Genomic DNA, 18,899 nt, shown 5'->3' with positions numbered 1-18,899 from the left:
TAGTGAATATAGTCGGTTCAAAGTATATTATGCGGCAGGAGGAGCAAAAAAAATGAAAAAAATAAAGAAATCGATGGTGCTTTCATTAGCACTATGTATGGGGCTGACCTCAGCGTCCGCCGTTGCCGGAGCGCAAGAGACCTTACCCGCCTGGGCCGAGAAGCAAATGCAAAGCTGGGTGGCAAGCGGGCTTTTGCAGGGAGATGAAAGCGGCTCTCTGAGACCCGGAGCTTCCATTACAAGAGCGGAATTTATTGCTCTGGTTAACCGGGTGTTCCGGTTTGAAGCAGCAGCTGCTCAAGCCTTTCCAGATGTGGAAGCGAGCAAATGGTATGCGGTGGACATCGCAACAGCCTACCATGCGGGTGTTATTGAAGGGGATGACAAGGGCCGGATGAATCCGCTCTCTGCCATTACCCGTCAGGAAGCGGCTGTGATGCTTGCCAAGGCTTTCCGTTTGCAGTCTCAAAACGCTGGTGCGTATGAAGCATTCAGCGATGCAAAGGATATTGCGGTTTGGGCGCAGGAAGCCGTGAGCGCGATGAAGGAGCAGTCTTTTGTAACAGGCAGGGAAAATAACAGCTATGCGCCGAAGGCTTCCATTACCCGTGCTGAAGCGGTAGTTATGATGGACAATACGATCGGCAAACTGATTGGCAAAGCGGGTACATATTCAGACACTGTGGCTGGAAACATGGTAATCCATACAAGTGGCGCGAAGTTAGAGGGAGCCGGGGTCGGTAAAAATCTTTATCTTGCGCCAGGGATCGGCAGCGGTGACGCAGCTTTGAGTCATTCCAAAGTAGCGGGCAACGTTTATGTGCAGGGTGGCGGCGATCACAGTATCACGATTGCTGACAGCACCATAGGCGGCAGTCTGGAAATCGACAAGCAATCAGGTGATGTCCGCGTTGTGCTGCAGGGCACCACTGTGATCCCGGAGATTGTTGTCCGCAGCGGCGGTATACTGGTGAACGAAATGGACAGCCAGCTTGCGAATGTAGTTATCGAGGCGGGAACGGACGGCAAAACTTTCATCGTAAAAGGAAAGATTGCTCATTTGACGATTGCTTCCAATGTCAGGCTCATTCTGGATGGCGCTGTGATCGACAAGCTGGACATAACAGCGAAAGCCCAAGGTGCGCAGATTGAGCTGAATGCTTCCTCATCCGTGACTGAGGTTGATGTTAATGCCCCGGTATCCATCACTGGAAAGGGCGTAATCAAGCAAGCGGTTATCTCTGTGAACGGAGTCACCGTTGAGCAAGAGCCGCAAAAGCTACAGCTGAAAAATGGAGTGAAGGCGAAGGTTGCCGGCACGGAAAGAACCAAGGATAGTGCGACGTCAGGATCGAATCCGGGAACAGGATCGAATCCCGGCAATCCCGGCAATCCCGGCACCGATCCTGGGACAAATCCAGGAACGAATCCAGATCCGGTCGGCAGTGTGAAGACATATGGCAAGCGTGAGGTTGGCGTGCCTGGGGCACTGCAGGATTATGATCGCATTTTAAGTGGAGAAGCGGTTATCGATTTCCGGTTTACATTCCAGCATTCGATTTTCCCGGTAAGTGAAAAGGTAGTGACGTCGGCAGTCGATGCACAAGGCAAGGTTTGGTCTGCCACAGAAAATCAACTGAAATATTACGATCCTTACGGCACTAACGCAGAGGAAGTCAAAGTTTATGAAACGGGAACTTATTTCGAGGGCTCGATCAAAGCACTGCTTATTGATGGCAGCTACCTGTGGATTCTTACTGATCAATCTGTTTCCAGAGTCAAATACATGTAACTTTACCCTACGAAACACTAAGGAGGATAACGATGAACAAGTTTGGAAGTTGGATCAAATGGATCAGCCTGACCCTGATATTGTCGATGGCTTTGCCGCTTCAGGCGTTCGCGGCTGCTGCTTATAAACCTGTCGAGCTGCGCTCGACGCTGCAGAAAGAAATGGCTTACTATAACACAACAGAGTTTGCCGCACTGCCTGTTAGCCAAGAGGTTAATGAGGCATTCCAGACTTCTCTGGAAATTCCGGACAATGTGGAGCTGCTGAAATCGATTGGTGATGCTCATGTTAAGGCGTTTGCCCGTGATGGCGACACGTTATGGGCTGGAACGGACCGTGGTGTTATCCGGTTCAATTTCAAGGAGAAGGATAAAGCGGACTATGTACAGTATATGAATGGTCCGCGTTATCTCTATAACAGTACTGGCGGGAATGACAGCGATATTGTGACAGGTCTGGCTTCAGACGGGAACAACGGCATTTGGATTCGTAACGTGAACGGTGTTGTGCATGTCACGATGACGGAGAGAACGCTGAAAGGCAAAGCGGATATTTACGAAGAGATGACCCGGGCGATCATTGACCGGCGTGGTATGACCTCTGATGGTCCTTATCAAATTGTAGATGGCGCCTATGTGGGCAACCCGGGGACGAAAGATAACGACGGTCTATGGACTGCGGAATATGTGCTTGGGGAAATTTACAGGTACATGACAGCCAAGAAGGAAAACAATACTACAGAGATGGCTAAGGCCAAGGAAGCGGCAACAAGAGGGGCTAAAGCAGTGATGCTGCTATCATCAATTGCTGGACGCGGCGATGGCTTTCCTGCCCGATCTTATGTAATCAATGATCCGAACAACCCATTAAACGAGCGGAATACGATCAGCGGCGGCTTGTGGTTTGAGAAAACTGGCGTAGAGATCGATGGCAAGAAATATGCTGTTGCTGTTAAGTCAAAGGATTCCGTTAAAGCAAGCAAATATATCGTTGACGAAGCGCATGCAGAGGAAGCCAAAGCCGCTTATCTGACAGCAACAGGCAGAAGCTATGAAAGCGATTATGGCGAGCAGGTTTCCCCTGTCGTGCTGGATAAAAACAATTCGAACAATGTGGTGTGGCAGCTAAAATCGGAAATCAAGGAAGAGCTTGACCCGATGCTTTCCAAGCTGTACACAGATGAGGGCTATACGGACCAGCAAGTGATTTACAAAGCGGACACTTCATCTGACGAGGTAGTCGGACACTTCCTGTTATTTTATTATGCAGGCCGCTATCTGTTCGATGGAACCGGGGCGGAAGACGAGCACCTGAAGAAGCTTACGATTGAGTTTGCCGACCGGATGATGCACCATATCGTCACCAGCGGTTTTATTCTGAAGGATGCAACAGGACTGAGCACCTCATGGTCCAAATGGTTTGCCGAATATTATTGGGAATGGGAAGGTCATGATCCTGCCAATGGGCATGCTTACGGATATGAAGATGCCCCGCTTAATTCAATTGAGCTCATGAGCTTTTTGAAAAGCTCGATTTACCTGACCTCCCTGGATGAAACGTACAGTGAACATAATGCCTTATACCGCCAGGTTTACGATGACCTGTGGAATCGTGATTATGATCCGGAAGTCGACGGGGATGGCAAAGGCTATATTCGTATGGCTGAGGATTACATCCGCCGCCGCTTAAACATTGTCGACGTTGAGTTTGAGGGTTACGAGGGGATGCAGGGAATTCTGGATCGCAGGGACTGGCCGCTCACGATTAACTACTCCGATGAGAATCTGTTCTCCCTGTCGTTTCTGCCGCTGATCGATAATGAGCTTCAGGAAAATCCGGATTCGCAGCGGGTCACCGATCTGAGAAGGATTCTGGATGACTGGTGGATCAATATGGAGCGCGAGAAAAATCCGCTGTATACGTTTATTTACCAATACACGAACCAGCATAAAGCTAATGTGGATTTGCAGGGAGCATCCTGGTTCCTGTACCGCCTTCCTCAGGTGCAGAATAATATGGCCTCCAACAATTTTTACCGGGATGATGTGCTGCTGCTGGCGGATTACAACATGAGAGACGATGATAACTATCAAACGAACCGGAGATTGGCGCCGGACGAAACACGCTTGATCAAGTTTAACAATAATCCGTTTGTTGTCTGGGAAAATGTGACTAATCAAGATATGTCTACCCCTGAACTGGTTACCTATAACGGAACTAATTACAATTCCGGGAGCATGTATTCGAGCACTTGGTTTACTCTCCCTTACTGGATGGGTCGTTACTACGGTATGATGCAGGGTGAATAAATAAGAGGCTCAGCACAGCTGAACGCCGGTTTTGCCAAGCGCCGGGTTTCCTTATGGCGGGACATTGTTCCCACGGAGGGCACCTGGCGCTTGCAGTTTGCCGGCAGCAGACTTATTCGAATTTGAATCAGGAAGATGAGAAATAAAAAGCAAGATGAAAAGGAAGAGGAAGCTGATGCGAATAGTTATGGGGGTTGACGGCGGCGGGACGAAGACACATGCCGTTATCGTTGATGAAAGCGGCAAGACGCTGGGGGCCGGTATTTCTGGCTGCGCCAACTATCAAATCAATGGAATCGAAGCTGCTCTCGGCAGCATAGACATGTCCATGCGAATGGCACTGGATGAAGCTGGACTCTGTGCGGAAGATATTGATTTTGTACAGTATGGACTTTCGGGTGCCGATCGTGAAAGTGATTTTGCCATTCTGAATCGCGCCTTATCCAGTCTGCCTTATGCAGCCTGGGATGTCGTATGCGATACGATGGAAGGACTCCGGGCTGGCGCCGGTGATTACGCGGGCGTTGTTCTCGTTTGTGGTACCGGAACGAACGCGGCAGGCAGAAGCAGCATGGGCAAAGCGATTCAAACCGGTGGCTTCGGTTATTTGTTCGGTGATGGGGCGGGGGCTGATTGTATGGCTGTAGAAACATTCCGTGCTGCGATCCGCTCCTGGGAGCTGCGGGAAATACCGAGCCGCTTAACGGCATTAGTGCCGGGGTTCTTTGGATATGCATCCATGGAAGAGACAGTAACGGCACTGCTCGATCAAGATGCGACAGAGATTCCGAATGAGCTGACGGTTGTGCTGCATGAGGCGGCTGCGGAAGGAGATGAGCTAGCCATACTGCTGCTGCAAAGAGCAGGACGCGAGCTGGGTCTGGCAGCGGGGTCAGTCGTCCGCAGGCTTGGCGGCTTGCCGGAATTGTCAGTCCTGCCAATCGTACTGGTGGGAAGCATCGTCCAAAAGGGGAGAAGCCCCTATCTTCTGGAGGCATTAAAGGAAGCCTTCAGTGAGCTGACCGGGCGTCAAGAGAATGCTTACAAGCTTGTAATTCCAGAGATGGTTCCAGTATTCGGTGCCGTGCTGCTGGCCATGGATCAGCTTGGCATCAAGGTGACAGAGGAAATGGAGCAGGCATTTATTAGTGGTGGAGGAGAGTATGTATGATGAAGCAAAAAGAATTGAAAATTGCTGTCATTGGCGGCGGATCATCCTATACGCCTGAGTTGGTGGAAGGTTTAATTAAAAGGTTCAGCGAGCTTCCTGTGAAGCAGCTGTACCTTGCAGATATCGAAGCGGGACGGGAGAAGCTGGAGATCGTTGGAGCGCTCGCAAGGCGGATGGCCGAGAAGGCCGGAGTTCCGATGGAAATCAAGCTGACGCTGGATAGGCGGGAAGCCATTGAGGGGGCGGATTTCGTAGCTACCCAGATGCGTGTCGGATTGTTGGAGGCAAGATCGCGGGATGAGCGTATTCCTGCCCGCTATGGCTTGATCGGTCAGGAGACGACCGGGGCAGGCGGTTTCGCCAAAGCTTTGCGGACCGTTCCCGTTATTTTGGACATATGCCGTGATATTCGGGAGCTGGCTCCAGACGCTTTTATGCTAAATTTCACTAATCCTGCGGGTATCGTTACAGAAGCTGTGCTCAAGTATGGAGGCGGTGTGAAGACGATCGGGCTTTGCAATCTGCCAATTGGCATTCGTATGCAGGTGGCTGAGCTCTATGGGGTGGACGATTCTCTTGTCGATATTGAAACGGTTGGCATAAATCACTTGAATTGGACGACGCGCGTCCATTTGGACGGAGTGGATATCACCACTGACTTTCTTGAGAAGGCAGCCGGGTCCAGCGGACTTACGATGAAGAATATCCCGGATCTGGATTGGGACGCAGGGCTGCTGAAAGCATTGAAGGCTCTGCCATGCGCTTATCACCGCTATTATTATATGAGGGACGAAATGCTTAGCGAGCAGTTGGAGAAGCTGCATACGGTCGGAACACGGGCTGATGTTGTGAAGCAGGTAGAAGAGGAGCTGTTTGAGCTTTATAAAGATCCGGATTTGAATGTCAAGCCATCTCAATTGGAGCAGCGCGGCGGGGCTTATTATTCGGAGGTAGCTGTCCGCCTGATGACCTCGATTTACACGAATAAAAAAGATATCCAAACCGTTAACGTGCGAAATAATGGCATCATTTCGTTCCTTCCCGATGAGGTATCCATAGAAGTGAACGCGGTTATCGATGCGGACGGCGCTCACCCGCTGCAGTTGACCCGCACACCGGGAGCCCATATCCGCGGCATGCTTCAGGTAGTGAAGGCTTACGAAGAACTGACTGTGGAAGCGGCAGTACATGGTGATTATGATACAGCGCTGCAAGCGTTGACGATTCATCCATTAGTGGGGACTGCTGCTGCTGCCAAAGCGATCCTGGATGATATTTTAACTGAAAACCGAAGCTATTTACCGCAATTTTTTCAGTAAAGCATTTTGACCAGACTTTACTTCGTTCTCTTGAGAAGAATGAAGGCAAGTCTGGTCAATTTTGTTTCAGGGATTTATTCGTATGTCTTCATGTTTTATAGTATGATAATGCTGATAGCTGTGTCTTAAAAGTAAAAAGGGGTTAGATGATGAAGCTAATAGTAGGATTGTCTGGAGCAACGGGCGCCATTTATGGAATCCGGCTGCTTGAGGTGCTGAAGGAGCTTGGTGTGGAAACGCATTTGATCATAAGCTCATGGGCCCAGAAAACGATCGCGATTGAAACCAAATATACGCTTGATGAGGTCAAGAAACTGGCTGCTTTTGTTCATCAGGAGGGCAATCAGGCGGCTATAGTATCCAGCGGTTCATTCAAAACGGACGGGATGGTTATTTTACCGTGCAGTATGAAAACCCTTGCTGCGGTCAGCCATGGATTTGCCGATAATCTGTTAGCCCGCTCTGCGGATGTAATCCTGAAGGAGAGGCGGAAGCTGGTCATTGTACCACGGGAAGCACCTTTAAGCGAAATTCATTTGGAAAATATGCTGCGTTTGGCCCGGATGGGCGTCGTTATTTTGCCACCGATGCCGGCCTTTTACAATAAGCCGGAAACGATTGATGATATCGTGCTGCACACCGTTTCACGAATATTGGATCAATTTGGAATCGATAATTCCGTCAGCAAACGCTGGCTCCATTAAAAAAAGGGGATGTTCCTATCCGTTATCTGGACATATCCCCCTTCGGGGATAGCGCCACTATAGTTAAGCTTGGCAAGCATGCAGATATAGAAACAAATACGAAGATCAGAGCTTTTTCAGCTTATTTGGCTGAGCATCCTTTTGAGGGACTGATTGAGCTTGTGCCTGCTTTTACTTCGGTCACTGTGTACTATGATCCTATGCGCATTCATCTTGTGTATAACAGGAGCATGCAGGCGGAGCGTTCGCGGTATCCATTTGAAATTGTAGAGGAATTATTGAAAAATAGTCTGGAGCTAATGAACGATTACGCAGTTCCAGAGCCGCAGGTTGTTCAGATTCCCGTGTGCTACGATGAGGAATTTGGTGTCGATTTGGCCCATGTGGCGAAGTACAATGGATTAAGCAAGGATGAAGTGATTGCTATCCATACTTCAGGTGAATATTTGGTGCATATGCTCGGATTCGCCCCGGGTTTTCCTTATTTGGGTGGCATGGATAAACGGATAGCAGCTCCGCGGAGACAAACTCCCCGCTTATCGGTTCCGCCTGGAACCGTTGGAATTGCAGGAGAGCAGACGGGCGTATATTCCGTTGAAACTCCAGGCGGCTGGCAGCTGATTGGCCGGACGCCGCTTACGCTGTTTGTTCCGGGCGAGCAGCCTCCAACCTTGCTGGAAGCAGGGAATGTAATTCGCTTTTACCCCATTTCCCGCGAGGAATACGGGTATATGAAGGGACTAGGGATATGACGATTGTTGTGCAAAAGCCGGGTCTGCTGACCACCTTGCAGGATGCAGGGAGATTCGGGTATCAGAAGTATGGTGTTATAGCCAGCGGTGCCATGGATGCCTTTGCCCATACGACAGCCAACCTGTTGGTTGGCAATGAGCAGTCAGAGGCTTCATTGGAAATGACGGTGATCGGGCCTACGCTCTATTTTGAGGCTTCCGTCGTTATTGCTGTATGCGGGAGCCCTATGTCGCCCACCGTGGATGGAATTCCGGTGCCGATGTGGAGGCCTATTTATATGCGTCCGGGCAGTTCCCTTCAGTTTGGTGCTGCGAGTCAGGGAAGCCGCTGTTATTTAGCCGTTGCAGGCGGTTTCGATGTGCCGCGGCAGATGAATAGTTATGCTACCTATTTAAGAGCAGGCATTGGCGGCTTCGAGGGGCGCGCGTTGGATGTAGAGGACCGCTTGCAGTTCAAGCCGGCGTCTGTGCTGGGAGCGAAAATTGCTGCTCATTTGGAAAATAAAGGGATTGGGAGTGAGTCGCCCTTTATTGCTGCTGCATGGCGCGTCTCCAACACGATTATGCCCGATTATCGGCCAGACCCTGTCGTTAGAGTGATACCCGGTGCGCAGTATGATTTATTCGAGCCTGAAAGTCTTTACGAATTAACGAATTCGAGCTTTCGCGTACAGCCTAAGTCCGATCGGATGGGTTACCGATTGGAAGGGAAGCCGCTGCAAATGCTTGTGAATAAGGAGATGCTGTCTGAGCCCGTTACATTTGGAACTGTGCAAGTTCCTCCGGACGGCCAGCCCATCGTCTTAATGGCAGATCGTCAGACCACAGGCGGGTATCCGAAAATAGCGCAGGTAATCACCGTGGACCTCCCCCTGATGGCTCAAGCCCAGATTGGCAGTAAAATCCGCTTCCAGCTAACCGATCTTCGAGATGCACAGGAATTGCATTTGCTCGCCCAATATAATGTGCAATTATTGAAAGCAAGCATAGATATGAAAATAAGATGAAATCGTTTGGAATCTGTTGATGGGAAGCAGGGGTGCAAATATGAAAAAGGAAATAAAAAGGACCTATGTGGACCTTAATTGTGACATGGGGGAAAGCTTCGGGGCGTACACACTTGGCAGAGACGCCGACATCTTGCCTTATGTGACCTCGGCCAACATCGCCTGTGGCTTTCATGCCGGTGATCCGGGAACGATGCGGAGAACAGTGAAGCTGGCTCTTGAGCAGAACGTGGCTATCGGAGCTCACCCGGGCTTGCAGGATTTGATCGGCTTTGGCCGGAGAAAGATGGAGATATCTCCCCAGGAAGCCTATGATTTGGTTGTTTACCAGATCGGATCGCTCTGGGGCTTTGTCCGTGCTGAAGGCGGTACGCTGCAGCATGTGAAGGCGCATGGAGAGCTGTACAATATGTCTTCAGGAAATAGTGCTTTGGCGGAAGCTGTTGTAGAAGCGGTTTACAAGGTAGATCCTGAGCTAATATTGTTCGGACTAGCGGGGAGCGAGCTTATTAAAGCTGGCGAGAAGGCGGGGCTTCGCACGGCTAGTGAGGTATTCGCTGATCGTACCTATCAATCCGATGGCTCATTAACACCAAGACGCCAGCCTGATGCTGTCCTGACAGATGAGCAGGAAGCGCTGCAGCAGGTCATTCGCATGGTCAAAGAAGGACGAATTGTATCAAGACAAGGTATTGAAATTCCTATTAAGGCAGATACGATATGTATCCACGGTGATGGTACTCATGCGCTGGAATTTGCTCAGACTATCAACGATTCATTGTCCAAAGCGGGGGTTATCCTGCAACCGATAGGGAGGACTGTGAGGACTGCGAGGACTGCGAGGACTGTGTCTGACGCAAGGCAAGAAAAGTTTTGAATATAACTTAGGGTTGCTTATGATTGCTGGCGGTATGAGCAGTATTAAGAATAGAGAGCAGCCCCTCCTAAGGTCGGAATTCCGATTTAAGGAGGGGCTGCTCTCTATTCTCATTAACAATTCAAATTGCTTTAATACTTTATAGTGATGAAATATCGATAAGGGGTGCTTAATGGGGAAGAGCGATCGGCCAATCCCGCACCAGGTTTATACTTTCACTTAACGATGTTTTTCATCGTTAAAGTTAGTGTTCGAGGTCAATCCGTCACGTTAATGATGTTTTTCATCGTTAAAAGAGGGGGATGACCTCACTTGGGGTATTAAAAGGGATTTTAACGATGTTTATCATCGTTAAAGTAAGGATGAGGAGAGAGCTGGTGCTTTTAACGATGAAAAACATCGTTAAAGTAGCAAATCCTTCTCAGCTGCGTGCGCTCTTCACTGCCAGCGTCTGCGCCCGCTAGGAAATCACATTGAATCAAGAGAAAAACCCTTGCTGGTTGTCCGTTTGAGCTTGGTGTTCGTGTGATTCGTGCGATTGTAGCCATTCCCTTCCTCCACGGGCCAACGTCACAAGTACGCTCCTCAAAGGACACCACAACGGGGCTTGGGCCTACTAAGGAGGGGGAAATTCCAAGCTGCTGAGAGGCAAGTTTTGATTGATTTCGGATGTCCTATATAAAACGATTGACTTTTCTGGTTATCTTAGGAATAATTTGGACATAAGACCGTTGGTTCAGCGATTTTTACGAATGAAGGGTTAGGGGAGGTCTGACAAAGATGTATAACATTTTGGTTGTTGATGATGAGAAAATCGAACGGGAAGGCATCAAATTTTTGATCAAAAAGCATGGGCTGCCCTTAAATGTGGAGGAAGCCGAAAACGGGAAGAAAGCGCTCTCGATCCTGCAAAGCAGAAAGGTAGATATTCTCCTCACAGATATTAAAATGCCGTTTATGGATGGGCTGCAGCTGGCTGCGAGCGTAAGGGAGAGCAACCGTTCGATCAAGATTATTATTTTAAGCGCTTACGGTGAATTCGATTATGCGAAACGCGCGATTCCTCTGCATATTGCCCATTATATTCTTAAACCAGTGGAGGTCAGAGAGTTTTTAGATGCTATGAATCAAGTCATAGGATTTTGTGAGGAAGAAGAGGTGGGTAGACTTGGGCAGGGAAAGCTGCAGGAGATTGGTCCAGGAGAAAGCCGCCTAGAGAGGAAAGAAGCGGACGACTTCTTGTTGGACACCTATGCTGCCCGCAAAGTGATTGAAGAAGTGTTGAAGCTCATTCATCAGGAGTATCGCGATGATCTTGGACTTCAATCCTTGGCCGATAAAGTGTATCTCACCCCCAATTATTTAAGCCGGCTGTTCAAGAAAGAAACTGGGACGAGCATCGTGAAATATATGACCACTTACCGGTTAGAAAAGGCGTGCGAGCTGCTTCGTCATACGAATATGAAAATAGTGGATATTTCCAATGAGGTAGGTTATCCTAATTTTTCTTATTTTTGCTCTATCTTTCGAAATTATTATGGCACAACGCCAGCCAAATACCGGGAGGGTGATGGAGCATGAACCGCTGGCTGAGCGCATTTAAGAACCTACGGTTCCGGCAAAAGCTGGTGCTGTCCTATTTGATTGTCATTCTGATTCCGCTAATGACACTTGGCCTGTATTCTTTTAATCAGTCCAAGCTTTTTTTGCGTATGCAGGCGGAGCAGGGGCTTCGGGCAACGGTCAGTACGATGGCGGAAAGTTTGAATTCCAAGATGGTGTGGTATGACGGAATTATTAAATCGATTGTGTCCAATGCAGGATTTCACAAGATTTTTAGTAATCATTATCTTGATTTGACTGTTATGGCTGAGGACATCCGCAATGTTTTGGAGCCTTACTTTAATACGGTGCTGTACCTGAATAAAGAGATTGAACAGATGACGGTATATTCGAAGGGGATGCCTGAATTCGGGGATTATATGAAGGATAAGGAGCGTGTTCTGGAGGAGGCCTGGTTTAACGAGGCGCTTAAATCTAAACAAACAGAATGGTCTTCCACCGGACAAGCCATAATTGCGGCGCGGGCTTTCCCGGATATATATGTGAACAAGAATATTTCCGTATTGTATATCAGGCTGAGTCAAAATCAGGTGCTGGCAGAAATCGGGAAAAGCAATCTGGACCAATACGGCATTGTTATTTCCGATGATCAGCAGCGAATTGTATTTGCCAACCGGGATACAGCCCATTCGGCGGCAGCCGATCGAGTTGCTTCAGATGCTTCAGATGCTTCAGATACTCCAAATGCTTCGAATGCTTCGAATGCTTCGAATGCTCCGAATTCCCCGAATGCGGCCAGTCGGGATCAATCGCTGCGGCCGGAAGAGGTCGTCAAGCTAAAAGACGGGCTCGTTAAAATAGCAGGTGTTTCGTACATCGTTATTCAAAAGCCCATTGCGCTTCCTGGATGGACGCTTCATTGTTATATTCCTGTCAATATGATTGCTGCTGATGCCGGTTCGATCATGAAGGCTACATTGGTTGTAGTTTTAATCTGCTTGCTCACCTTGCTGGTGCTCATATGGATTTTTTCGCATACGATGCTCAAGCCTATTCGTCACTTGAATAAAAAAATGATCCAGGTCGAAGACGGTAACCTGCACGTGGTGGTCCATAGCTCGGCCAAGGATGAAATCGGTGAGCTGACGAACCGCTTCGGACACATGCTGAACCGGATCAATGAACTGATTCAGGAGATGTATCAGAACAAAATTATCCAAAAAGAAGCAGAACTAAAGGCGCTTCAATCACAAATTAATCCACATTTTCTGTACAATTCACTGTCGATTATTCACTGGAAAGCGATTCAAATAGAAGCGGATGACATCGGGCACATCGTGACCTCGTTATCCCGGTTTTACCGGACGGCGCTGAACAAGGGCTCCAATGTGATATCGATCCGTAATGAGATGGACAATATTCGCTCGTATCTTGACATACAGTTGATCATGCACGACCATAGCTTCGATGCGGTTTTCTCAATTGACGAACAGATTTATGAATATGACATGATTAATTTGGTGCTTCAGCCCATTGTGGAGAATGCGATCGATCATGGGATAGACCTCAAAACCGAGGGACGGGGCTGCCTGACCATCCGCGGAACGATCAATGGGGATTACATCGCCATTGACATCGAGGACAACGGTCCTGGCATTGAACCCGGCTTAATGGAACAGCTGTTGTCTGCTCATTCCGATGGATATGGGTTGAAAAATGTCCATGAGCGTATTCGTTTATTTTTTGGGGAGCAGTATGGCATTACGATAGAGTCGGAGCCAGGAGCGGGAACCTGTATGAAGCTGCTTTTTCCAAAGTTTAAGGGTTAACGGATGACGGAGAATGGGTCTGATGCGGCATTTTGAAAAGGATAAGAAATTGATATATTTCAAAGAAATCTGATGCTTACAGCTGGTTTGCCGGTTGGTATAGTAAAGGAAGGCAAAGCAATAACTAAATCGTATGGAACAGCCTGACAAAGGACGGACAGCAGCCGTCCAATCATGCGAAACACATCTAGAGAAGGAGGAGAAAAAACGTATGGAGAGCACTGTGCCGCATTTTAGCGGTAAGACTGGAGTATCAGCCATACGGCGCAAGAAACGGAACAAATATAGTGCCCTGCTGTGGATGCTTATTCCTGGTCTGATTTACTTTTTTGTATTTCACTATGTTCCTATGTACGGGGTCGTAATCGCCTTCAAGGATTTTAAAATTACGCAAGGCATCATGGGCAGCGGTTGGGCGGGCTTTAAGTATTTCGCAAAAGCGTTTGACGATCCCCATTTTCTTGTCGTTATCCGCAATACCCTAATTATCAGCCTGTACAAGCTTATTTTTGGCTTTCCCGCGCCTATCGTATTTGCCCTGCTGCTGAATGAGGTGACAAGAGCGCCTTTCAAGAAAGTCGTGCAAACGGTTTCGTATTTGCCGCATTTTATTTCCTGGATTGTGCTTGGTGGTATAGTAATCAGTTTTTTTTCCATGGATGGTCCGGTAAATTGGGGAATGAAGCTGCTGGGATTCGAACCGGTTCTGATGCTGGCGGATGATCGCTACTTCCGTAGTGTATTGGTTGTAACCGATATTTTTCAGTCCTTTGGCTGGGGCTCGATCATCTATTTTGCGGCTATTGCCGGGATTGATTATCAGCTGTATGAAGCTTCTATTATTGATGGGGCCAACCGGTTGCAGCGGGCCGTTTACATTACGATTCCGATGCTGGTGCCCGTTATCGTCATTATGCTGATCCTGCGGATGTCCCATATTCTTGATGCTGGTTTTGACCAAATTTTCAACTTGTATAATCCAAATGTGTACAATGTTTCCGATATTATTGACACTTACGCTTACCGGAAAGGGTTAACGGAGATGGAGTACAGCTATTCAACCGCTATAGGGCTTTTCAAGTCGGTCGTTGCTTTGGTGCTTGTCGTGTCGACTAACTACATCGTCAAATGGATCGGCGGCAAGGAGCATACCTTGTGGTGAAATCCGGGAGAGGAGGAATTCGGGTGAGTACCATCCGTAAAAGGACTGGCGAGAAAGTGTTTGACGTTTTACTTTATTTACTGCTGCTGCTGATCATGTTCATTACTTTGTACCCTTTCTGGAATCAGGTTGCACTTTCGATCAGTGACGATGTATCCGCTTATTCGACGGGGATGCTGCTTTTCCCCTCAAAGATATCGCTGGACAGCTATGGGCTTGTCCTTCAATACAAACTGCTCTGGATTGGTTACGGCAATACGATCTTGCGTACAATTCTCGGTGTTTCGCTAAGTATTGTATTCACCTCACTCACAGCCTATCCGTTGTCCAAGGAAGGGCTGCCCTGGAACAAGCTGTTCACCACGTTTATTTTAATCACTATGCTGTTTAACGGTGGACTGATACCGAATTATTTTCTGATCAAAAATTTGGGTCTGTACGATACGATTTGGGCTCTGGTGCTGCCCGGAATGATTGGCGCTTTCAATGTGTTTATCATGAGAAACTTTTTTCGGTCGATCCCGGAGAGCCTGGAAGAATCCGCTAAAATGGATGGCGCCGGTTATATCCTTATTTTTTGGAAAATTGTTATTCCGTTATCGAAGCCTGTGCTGGCGACTGTTGCCATGTGGGTGGCTGTCTATCATTGGAACGCCTGGTTTGACAGTATGATTTACATTTCGGATACAAGCAAGCAGGTGCTGCAAGTGGTGCTGCGCAAAATCATTGTCGAGAACAATGTGGAAGATCTCAACGCAGTCCTCTATCAGATGGGAGAAAAATCGCGGTTTTCCGGCAGGCAGCTGCAGGCTACCATGATTATGTGCTCGCTTATTCCGATGCTGATTGTGTATCCCTTCGTGCAGAGACATTTTGTAAAAGGGATTATGTTAGGTGCTATTAAAGGGTAACTCCCTCCTAATAGAATATGATTGAATTTAAAATAGAAGAGAGGGTGTCAACATTGAAAAGCCAAAAAAGAAAAGTTCTTCAAAGCTTAAGCACTGTGCTGCTGGTTGCAGCTATTGCAGGATGCTCCAGCAATCCGAGCAGTAGTCCGAATGTAAGTACTACACCGACTGCTGCGGCAACGAAAGCTCCAGAGAAACAAATGATGATGCAATTCTATTCCGTTACACCGGAAAAAGTCGTGACTGACGGTTATGCTGGCAAATTGATCAGGGAGCACTTTAACATCGATTTTGAAGTCCAGCCGCGGAAAGGGGAAACGTACGTTCAAAATACACAGCTCAGCATCGCTTCGGGCGAAGTACCTGATACTTTTGAAGGATTGGACGTCATTAATTTCGATAAATTGGTTGATCAGGACGTATTGGCGGAAATTCCACCTGAGCTGTTGGAGAAACACGCGCCAAAATATATGGAATGGCTGAAGAAGGCGCTCGGGGATGATCCGTTACGGTATTCGATGAGAAATGGTAAAAACTATGCCATGCCGATTTTATGGACAATCGGTTCAAAGCGAATGGTCTTCGGTATGCGGGAAGATTGGCTGAATAAGGTTGGGATCACGAAGGTGCCGGAAACCCTGGATGAGCTTGAAGCTGCGATGATCAAATTCCGCAATGAGGATCCAGACAATAATGGAAAGAAGGATACTTACGGCCTTACGGGTGGGGCGGATAGTGTGGAAGGCTTCTTCAGTCCCGTCTTTGGTGCTTTTGGCCTGTATCCCGGCCTTTTCACCGAAAAGGCCGGAAAAGTGGTGCTTGGTGAAGTCCAGCCTGGAGCCAAGGACGCGCTGGAGGTTTTACACAAATGGTACAAGCAAGATCTGATTGATCCGGAATTCATCATTAACAAAGGCACTAACATCACCGATAAAGTGGTTTCCGAGAAGATAGGTGTCGCTTGGAACTCCTGGTGGGCCTTTATTCCTGCCGAAGCTTTCTCTGGAGGCGATTTCTACGACAAGCTGCTTGAGAAAAATCCGAATGCGAAATGGGCAATAACAAGTGGACCTGTAGGACCAAACGGTGAATTCGGAATTAACCAAACAAATCCAGTTGTCGGTAGTGGCAGACAATACGCTAAGAAATTGGAGCAAGATCCGGATAAAATGATCAAGTACATTGAAATCATCGAAGCGACTAATTTTGCCGACCTTGAGCTGTACGAGAAATTAAGATATGGGGAAGAAAACAAGACATACAAAAAGGTCAACGGTGATATCGAGTGGATACCTCCCTATGACAAAGAAGAAGAACGGATTAAATTCGGGCTTTCCTTCTTCAGCGTTCCGGGTGGCTTTAATGACTACGATCTACTGGCACCTTACATGACAAAGAACAAATACATGACAACACGCAAAGATATCGAAGCTAAGGTCAAGGGCAAATACGATCTGCTTTCTCCGATTCAACGGCCGGTATTCGCCGAATACAAAGACAGACTGGATCAATTCACGAAGAAAAATTTAGTGGATTTCGTGACCGGTAAACGACCGGTTGGCGAGTTCGACAAGTATGTAGAGGAATGGAAGCAAATGGGCGGCGATAAAGTGATGGCGGAAGCACAGCAAAAGTACGATGAGCTCTTTAAGAAATAGTTGATTTTAAATGATTTTAAACAGGTTCGCCCTCCCCTGACTGAGTAGTGGAAAGGCTAGCAGCATGGAAGGCATTGCTGCTAGCTGATGAGGAAGCTGATGATGATAAGGATGAGGAAGCTGATGATGATAAGGATGAGAAGAGGATGGATGATATAAAGATGGATGATATGGATTCCATGGTTTGCATGCATGAAGGAAATATAGGGTTGAAATTAGCCCAAAGCCACGTGGATGCCGTTAACCGCCGCAGAAGAATTCTTGTACAATTCGATGTGATGGGTGAAGTAACGGAATTATTCGGCATCGATATTCATAAGTTGATTCATTTCACCTTTCATTTTACAGATGAGAAGGGCAGTCAAATTGACACGCTCATATGGGATATTGATTATTTTATCCCGAAGGAAGGAAGCGCAAATAATCCGGGCATAAAGAAGTGGCATGAAGCGGGAATTGATGTTGTGAACATTCTTTTGGAAGAATCCAAGAAACGTGGCCTGGAAAATATCTGGAATCATCGTATATCTGAAGTCGACTTTGGTTCTAATGGGCTGGGACTTGGTATGGAAAGAAAAAACCGAATAAAGGCCGACCATCCGGACTGGGTTGTCAAGAGCTGGTGGTGGCAGGGCCTGTGGAATCTGGCTTCATCAGATTTACGTGCATACAAGCTTGATTATTTGAGGAAACTGGCAAGCATGTATCAGTTAGACGGTATTCAGCTCGATTTCTCAAGACATGTTCCATGTCTGCCAGTTGGACATCAGTGGGAAAACAGAGGCCATGCAACTGAATTCGTAAGCATGGTCAGGTCTATGTTGCTGGAAATAGGCGAAAAGCGCAGCAGTCCGATGCTGCTGGCTGCTAAAGTACCCGAAAATCTTGAAGGGTGCCATGTGGATGGATTGGATGTTGAAGCATGGGCAAAGCAAAATCTTGTAGATATGTTTACGTTAGGCTCAAGGACCATAAATGTGGATATAGCGTCATTCAGGAAAATTACAGAGGCCAAAAATATTAAGCTGTATCCAAGTCATGATGATCATCATGCAACAGATGGATACCGCTATCCGCCTATTGAATTTTTCCGGGGGGTATTCGGCAATTGGCGTCAACAGGGAGCAGATGGAGTTGGCACGTTCAATTGGTCTAGTGCAACAGCTGAAGTTTACGCGCAAAATGGTTCGACGAACTACTTGGGAGGACCGATTTCACAGCAGGAGGCCTACCATGAGATAGGCAGCTTGGAGACAATGAAATTCAAGGACAAAATGTTTGTTGTTGAACGCCGGGGTGGTTACCCATGGTCAGAAGGCTACTTTAATCGTAACGATGATGCCCCTCTTCCTGCGGTCCTGTACAATGACGGACGAATCACAGAGCTGCCGGTATATGTCTGTGACGACCTAACGTGTTATTTAGATAAAGTAGAAAAGGTACATATGCGGTTGATCCTTTTTGGAGCAAAAATTGAGGATAAAATGGATATTGTTGTAAATGGCGTGATAACCGAAATTGAATCCTATGACGTCGAATGGAAGGACCCACAGATCTTTTCTCCCCAACCTCAGCCTGCTTCGGGAGGGAGCGGTCACTATAAAATAAATCCAGAACAACGCCTATTAATGGTTGCCGTGCCGTTGACACCCTCATTGTTCAAAGTGGGTAGAAACTGGATAGGTTTGAGCGTTATCGACCGGCTTCCACACTACCCTGGAAATGATATTGTAGTTGAAAAGCTTGAAATTCTGGTGATGTACAAGGCTGAACTATAGAGATGATTATAGATGAGAAAGGAGGTGAGCATCTGCAACGGAGAAATGGGGACAAAATATTGACTCT

General features: G+C 47.6%; 15 protein-coding genes. 14 read left to right on the top strand and 1 reads right to left on the bottom strand.

The window, feature by feature from the left end; genetic code table 11:
- The first annotated feature begins 52 nt into the window (after nucleotides 1-52).
- The 8 genes from J2Z66_RS01920 to J2Z66_RS01885 all read left to right on the top strand — a co-directional run bounded on the left by J2Z66_RS01920 (nucleotide 53) and on the right by J2Z66_RS01885 (nucleotide 9,931).
- Nucleotides 53-1,792 (top strand): S-layer homology domain-containing protein, encoded by a 1,740-nt coding sequence (locus tag J2Z66_RS01920; protein WP_209969234.1) that lies wholly within the window; start codon nucleotides 53-55, stop codon nucleotides 1,790-1,792.
- 32 nt (nucleotides 1,793-1,824) lie between these two features.
- On the top strand, nucleotides 1,825-4,101 hold the full coding sequence (locus J2Z66_RS01915; protein ID WP_209969231.1) for a hypothetical protein: 2,277 nt from the start codon (nucleotides 1,825-1,827) through the stop codon (nucleotides 4,099-4,101).
- Between the two features lie 175 nt (nucleotides 4,102-4,276).
- Nucleotides 4,277-5,272 carry an N-acetylglucosamine kinase gene (locus tag J2Z66_RS01910; RefSeq protein WP_209969228.1) on the top strand — a complete coding sequence of 332 codons (996 nt, stop codon included), beginning with the start codon at nucleotides 4,277-4,279 and terminating at the stop codon, nucleotides 5,270-5,272.
- Nucleotides 5,272-6,591 (top strand): 6-phospho-beta-glucosidase, encoded by a 1,320-nt coding sequence (locus J2Z66_RS01905; RefSeq protein WP_209969549.1) that lies wholly within the window; start codon nucleotides 5,272-5,274, stop codon nucleotides 6,589-6,591. The genes J2Z66_RS01910 and J2Z66_RS01905 overlap by 1 nt, the downstream gene beginning before the upstream one ends.
- 149 nt (nucleotides 6,592-6,740) lie before the next feature.
- Entirely contained in the window at nucleotides 6,741-7,295 is a 555-nt protein-coding gene (locus J2Z66_RS01900) for a UbiX family flavin prenyltransferase (protein ID WP_281068782.1), read from the top strand.
- The gene (pxpB, locus tag J2Z66_RS01895; protein ID WP_312894346.1) at nucleotides 7,283-8,047 is read left to right on the top strand and encodes a 5-oxoprolinase subunit PxpB; all 765 of its coding nucleotides are present in this window, start codon (nucleotides 7,283-7,285) and stop codon (nucleotides 8,045-8,047) included. The genes J2Z66_RS01900 and pxpB overlap by 13 nt, the downstream gene beginning before the upstream one ends.
- A complete protein-coding gene (locus J2Z66_RS01890) occupies nucleotides 8,044-9,054 on the top strand; it encodes a 5-oxoprolinase subunit C family protein (RefSeq protein WP_209969221.1) in 1,011 nt (336 codons plus the stop codon). The genes pxpB and J2Z66_RS01890 overlap by 4 nt, the downstream gene beginning before the upstream one ends.
- 40 nt (nucleotides 9,055-9,094) lie before the next feature.
- Nucleotides 9,095-9,931: a LamB/YcsF family protein gene (locus J2Z66_RS01885; protein ID WP_209969217.1), complete on the top strand. Its 837-nt coding sequence runs from the start codon at nucleotides 9,095-9,097 to the stop codon at nucleotides 9,929-9,931.
- Nucleotides 9,932-10,314: 383 nt separating this feature from the next.
- On the opposite strand, the gene J2Z66_RS01880 is transcribed toward J2Z66_RS01885, so the two are convergent.
- On the bottom strand, nucleotides 10,315-10,479 hold the full coding sequence (locus J2Z66_RS01880; protein WP_209969214.1) for a hypothetical protein: 165 nt from the start codon (nucleotides 10,477-10,479) through the stop codon (nucleotides 10,315-10,317).
- A gap of 232 nt (nucleotides 10,480-10,711) precedes the next feature.
- Here J2Z66_RS01880 and J2Z66_RS01875 point away from each other — a divergent pair, with 232 nt between their 5' ends.
- The 6 genes from J2Z66_RS01875 to J2Z66_RS01850 all read left to right on the top strand — a co-directional run bounded on the left by J2Z66_RS01875 (nucleotide 10,712) and on the right by J2Z66_RS01850 (nucleotide 18,832).
- Nucleotides 10,712-11,512, top strand: a complete 801-nt coding sequence (locus J2Z66_RS01875; RefSeq protein ID WP_209969212.1) for a response regulator transcription factor — start codon at nucleotides 10,712-10,714, stop codon at nucleotides 11,510-11,512.
- A complete protein-coding gene (locus J2Z66_RS43305; protein WP_209969209.1) occupies nucleotides 11,509-13,323 on the top strand; it encodes a sensor histidine kinase in 1,815 nt (604 codons plus the stop codon). Before J2Z66_RS01875 ends, J2Z66_RS43305 begins: the two co-directional genes overlap by 4 nt.
- A gap of 211 nt (nucleotides 13,324-13,534) precedes the next feature.
- Complete coding sequence (locus tag J2Z66_RS01865; protein ID WP_209969207.1) at nucleotides 13,535-14,485, top strand: ABC transporter permease; 951 nt, start codon at nucleotides 13,535-13,537, stop codon at nucleotides 14,483-14,485.
- A 23-nt stretch (nucleotides 14,486-14,508) separates the two neighbouring features.
- Nucleotides 14,509-15,396 (top strand): carbohydrate ABC transporter permease, encoded by an 888-nt coding sequence (locus J2Z66_RS01860; protein WP_312894335.1) that lies wholly within the window; start codon nucleotides 14,509-14,511, stop codon nucleotides 15,394-15,396.
- A gap of 53 nt (nucleotides 15,397-15,449) precedes the next feature.
- On the top strand, nucleotides 15,450-17,054 hold the full coding sequence (locus tag J2Z66_RS01855; RefSeq protein ID WP_209969204.1) for an extracellular solute-binding protein: 1,605 nt from the start codon (nucleotides 15,450-15,452) through the stop codon (nucleotides 17,052-17,054).
- Nucleotides 17,055-17,128: 74 nt separating this feature from the next.
- Complete coding sequence (locus J2Z66_RS01850) at nucleotides 17,129-18,832, top strand: glycoside hydrolase family protein (RefSeq protein WP_209969201.1); 1,704 nt, start codon at nucleotides 17,129-17,131, stop codon at nucleotides 18,830-18,832.
- Nucleotides 18,833-18,899 lie beyond the last annotated feature (67 nt).

The sequence above is a fragment of the Paenibacillus eucommiae genome (assembly GCF_017874215.1).
Taxonomy (GTDB): domain Bacteria; phylum Bacillota; class Bacilli; order Paenibacillales; family NBRC-103111; genus Paenibacillus_AI; species Paenibacillus_AI eucommiae.
This window is presented reverse-complemented; position numbering and strand designations above follow the sequence as displayed.